At 61.2% G+C, this 2,312-nt stretch carries 3 protein-coding genes; 1 reads left to right on the top strand and 2 read right to left on the bottom strand.

The window, feature by feature from the left end; translation table 11 throughout:
• The coding region (locus WAQ08_RS15910) for an AAA family ATPase (protein ID WP_422192834.1) at positions 1–625 on the bottom strand (625 nt) is incomplete at its 3' end.
• A 96-nt stretch (positions 626–721) separates the two neighbouring features.
• Positions 722–1,906, bottom strand: a complete 1,185-nt coding sequence (locus WAQ08_RS15905; protein ID WP_422192832.1) for a hypothetical protein — start codon at positions 1,904–1,906, stop codon at positions 722–724.
• Positions 1,907–2,046: 140 nt separating this feature from the next.
• Here WAQ08_RS15905 and WAQ08_RS15900 point away from each other — a divergent pair.
• On the top strand, positions 2,047–2,312 hold a 266-nt coding region (locus tag WAQ08_RS15900; protein ID WP_422192831.1), incomplete at its 3' end, for a hypothetical protein.

The following is a 2,312-nucleotide window of genomic DNA, read 5'->3' as shown; positions in this document are numbered from 1 at the left end:
GCCATGAGCCGCCAGGAATGGCGCCCATGATGATGAGCGCATTGCTCTCCGCAGCGGGCTTGAGCTTATCGGTCCACTCCCGCCAGGCGGTGGAGGCCGGATGCAGATCGGCGATCCGGCCATCGCGCTGGTTTTCGGCAAGGATGATGTCCGCGCGAGGGATGGCCGTCGTCAGGCGTTCGACCGTCCAATGCGCCTGTCGCATCGCTTCTGCTTCGGCCGTGAATGGTATGAAGACGACCGGATGGAAACCGAATTCGCCAAATTCTTCGTCCAGGTCGACCAGAGCCGCCCATTCGGAGAACCGGCCAACCTCGCCGGCGCCAATGTCGACGAGGATCGGAGCGGCCGTCTCCGCTTGCGTGACGGCGTCCAGCACCGGGCTGAACCGCGCCAGCTCCTTGCCGGGATCCGCACGCGCCGCCTTGGGATCGGATGCAATCGTGATGACGTCCTGGCCCAGCGCCGCCGACAACCGCTTTTGACGGTCGATTTGAATAACGACCGGCGAGTATCCCGCGATCGTCAGTTTGTCAGTGATGGCCAGCGCCAGCGTCGATTTGCCGACCCCGCCTTTTTCGTTGGCGACAACGATGGCCCAGCGCCCCTTGTCTGTCTCTGTCATGACTTTTTCCTTCGTCCCGGTTGATCGCGGGGCCAAGGAAGAAGTCATGGAATCGAAGAGGCCGGATGGATTCTGAGTTTTTTCCAGAAAAAAGATTCAGCGCGCGAAGTACGCCGCGCACTGATCTTCATAAATCTTGTACGCGTGAAGCAGGAATTCTCGCCCGCTCATCAGTTCGGGATGCCGACGCTCGCTAAACATCTCGGGCTGCTCTTCAAGATGCTGCCGACTGCGTTCGATCCGTTCGATGAACTGCGCAGGAGACAACGGTGCGGATTGCCTGCGAGCGATCCTCCCAATGTCCCGGACGAATTCAAAGCCCTTCAAACTCGCCAGCCGATGGAACATCAGCTTAGGATCGAAATCCCCGGCATAGACTGCGGGAAAGACCGCCCCGGCATCGATCGGGTGGTTGAGACCTGCCGCCACCTCCGCCTGCTTCGGATCGAGAAACCCATCCCCGTCCGGCTCCCGCCGGATGCTCTCACTGATTTCGCTTTCGATGAAGCGAAACTCCTTTGCCCGCTCGCGGCACATGTTGAGCGCGACAAATTGCGTCTTCTGAAAGCGGATTTCCTCCTCGATCACATCCTTGCGCTGGCCGCGAAAGTCTTCCGCCCAGGCCGCGATCTCCCGGCGCAGCCTGCTGCCCGGGTACAGGCATCGCAGAAATTTCTGGCGCTGGCCGTTGCGCCAGGCCGTATCGATGAGGTGGCGCCGGCTCTTCCCGGTCGTGCGATGATCGCGCTCGGGCCAGGGAAGCGACAGCAGCTCCTTTTCGAAGATAAAGTTCTGCGCCGCCTCCTGATCCGCCCAGTTGCGGACATTTTTTCCGTCGCGCAGCGGCACAAGATGCCGAAGCCGCTCGTATATCACGAACACGTTGACGGCGAAGGCGTTCTTGATCTGTTTCTCGATATCGTCGGCAACCTGCCCGCCACTTGACCGCTCAGTCCGCATGCCGACCATATTTGCTCGAACCAGCAGCGGCTCGCCCCGGTCGAACCGCTCCCGCTCCTCGGGCGTTGCCTGGATCGGAAGCGGATCGTCGAGGCTATCGACAATCATCCCTTGCAGACTTTGAGCCGGCCAGCCAGCCGCCATCTTTATCTTTAGCGGAACCTGCGGCGGATAAGCGGCCTTTCCCTCGCGTATGGCCTCCCTGCTCACCGCAACGATCGGTCGGCTGAAGTCGAGATACCCCTGGAAGGGCGTGTCAGAAAGCAACAGCTTGCGCAGCTTGTTCCTTTCGTTGTCCGAAGTCGGCAGGTCCGCCGCCATGCTTGTTTCCCTTGTCGTCGGCGCCGCAAGGCTAACAAGCTCATCGGGAAGAAGATGGATTCTGAGTATCCGGCTGGTAACGTTCCTGTGAGCCGCGACCCCGAGCCTAACCGCCGCGCAACTTCGCCACGCGCGAAAGCTTGTCCTGGATCGAACGCGAAACAGCCGTGGGCTGGTCTGGTTTCTGCATGCCGACCGGTTTGACGGCCACCGTTTTCCGGGCCTGGGGCGCGGCTGTTTCACCGGTTCTGGATCCGGACGACGCCTTTTCCTCTGGGGCGGCGGTCCGCAGTGTGCTGTCTTCCGCGGGCTGGCCTGTTGGTGCGGATGCAGTCACCTTCTTTTGCCGCGATACCGCACCGCGCAGACGATCGGCCGAGAAAGAACTCCCATCGGCACGCCGTAT

Source organism: Aquabacterium sp., assembly GCF_049274795.1.
Classification (GTDB): domain Bacteria; phylum Pseudomonadota; class Gammaproteobacteria; order Burkholderiales; family Burkholderiaceae_C; genus Aquabacterium.
This window is presented reverse-complemented; position numbering and strand designations above follow the sequence as displayed.

Excerpts from the sequence above, each read along its gene's own strand:
- WAQ08_RS15905 (WP_422192832.1), bottom strand. The coding sequence starts at position 1,906 with ATGGCGGCGGACCTGCCGACTTCGGACAACGAAAGGAACAAGCTGCGC.